We start from the raw sequence: 1,605 nt of genomic DNA, 5'->3' as shown, positions 1-1,605 counted from the left end.
GGCTTGGCCAGCACCAGGCGCAGCCCGCTGCACAGCGGCCAGAACAGCTCCCACACCGAGGCGTCGAAGCTCACCGGGGTCTTGTGCAGCACCGCGCCCTCGCTCGGGAACAGCCCGGCGCTCCAGTGCACCAGGTTGACCACGTTGCGGTGCTCGACCATCACCCCCTTGGGCAGGCCGGTGGAACCGGAGGTGTAGATCACATAGGCCAGGTGCTGCGAGGTCAGGCCAGGCACCTGCGGATTGCTGTCCGGCAGGTCGCCCCAAGTCGGCTGATCGAGGTCGACCTGCGTCAGGGCTAGATCCCCCATCAGTGCCCGGGTGGCAGCCTGTACCAGGACCGCCCGTGGCTGGCTATCGACCAGCATGTGGCGCAGCCGTTCAGCCGGGTAGTCCGGGTCCAGTGGCACATAGGCGCCACCAGCCTTGAGGATGGCCAGCAGGCCGACCACCAGCGAATGGCCGCGCTCGACGCAGATCGCCACCCGGTCGTCGGGCTGCACGCCCAGCGCGATCAAGTGATGGGCCAGGCGGTTGGCCTCGGCGTTGAGCTGCCCATAGCTGAGTTCACCTTGCTCGGCGCTGAGCGCAACAGATTCAGGCGCACGCAGGACTTGAGCCTCAAACAGCTCCTGGAGCGTCAGGGTCAGGTCGTGGGGCTGCGCCGTACGGTTGAAATCGTGTACCAGTTGGTCGCGTTCCTCGACCGAGAGCACCGGCAAGCGCTTCAGCGGCTGCTGCGGATACTGTTCGAGTGCCAGCAGCAGGCCGTCCAGCACCTGCAGCATCTGCGCGCAGATCCGCTGCGCGCCCACCTGGGCCGACACCTGCACGCCCAGGCGCAGGCCATCGCCGAAATCATCGACGTTCAGGTTCAACGGGTAGTTGCTGCGCCCTTCGTTGCCCAGGATCTCGATGCCCTCCCAGGCCTGGGACTGCGGCGCGATACGGGTGCTCTGCCGGTAGTTGAGCATGGCGCTGAACAGCGGCAGCGGTGCGGCCACCTGGCTGCAGCGCTGGGCCAGGGCCAGCGAGGCGTGCTCGTGGACCAGCAGCGCCGAGAGCTCGCGGTGGGTCGCCAGCACACCCTCGCGCACGCCCAGCCCGTCCAGGTCGATCCGCAGCGGCAGGGTATTGATGAACATGCCCAGTGCCCGCTCGCTGCCCTCGCCGCCCTGCAGGCGGCCCAGCAGCACAGTACCGAACACCACGCGATCCTTGCCGCAGGCAGCCGTCAGCAGGCGCGCCCAGGCCAGGTGCACCAGGCTCGCGGTGCTCACCCCCAGTTGGCGGGCCTGGTCACGCAGGCGGCCATAGCGCAGCCCGTCGAACGCCACCTCGGCCTCATCGAGAGGCAGGCCTCCGCCCTGCACCTCGCGCAGGCCGAACGGCAGGCTCGGCTCGTCGATATCGCCCAGGCGGGCACGGAAGAACGCTTCGTGCTCGGCCTCGCTGGCACCCAGGCGCGCCTGTGCCACGTAGTTGCGGTACGGCACCGAGGCCGGCAACGGCTCGGTCAGGCCCAGCAAGTAGCCGCGCAGCTCGGCCTGCACCGCCTGCATGGCGATATGGTCGAGCACGATATGGTGGAACTGCAGCACTGCC

The 1,605-nt window shown here is 68.6% G+C and carries 1 protein-coding gene; it reads right to left on the bottom strand.

The window, feature by feature from the left end; genetic code table 11:
* On the bottom strand, positions 1–1,605 hold a 1,605-nt coding region (locus ABZO33_RS26795), incomplete at both ends, for an AMP-binding protein (RefSeq protein ID WP_414538500.1).

Source organism: Pseudomonas sp. CAM1A (genome assembly GCF_047501685.1).
Classification (GTDB): Bacteria; Pseudomonadota; Gammaproteobacteria; order Pseudomonadales; family Pseudomonadaceae; genus Aquipseudomonas.
This window is presented reverse-complemented; position numbering and strand designations above follow the sequence as displayed.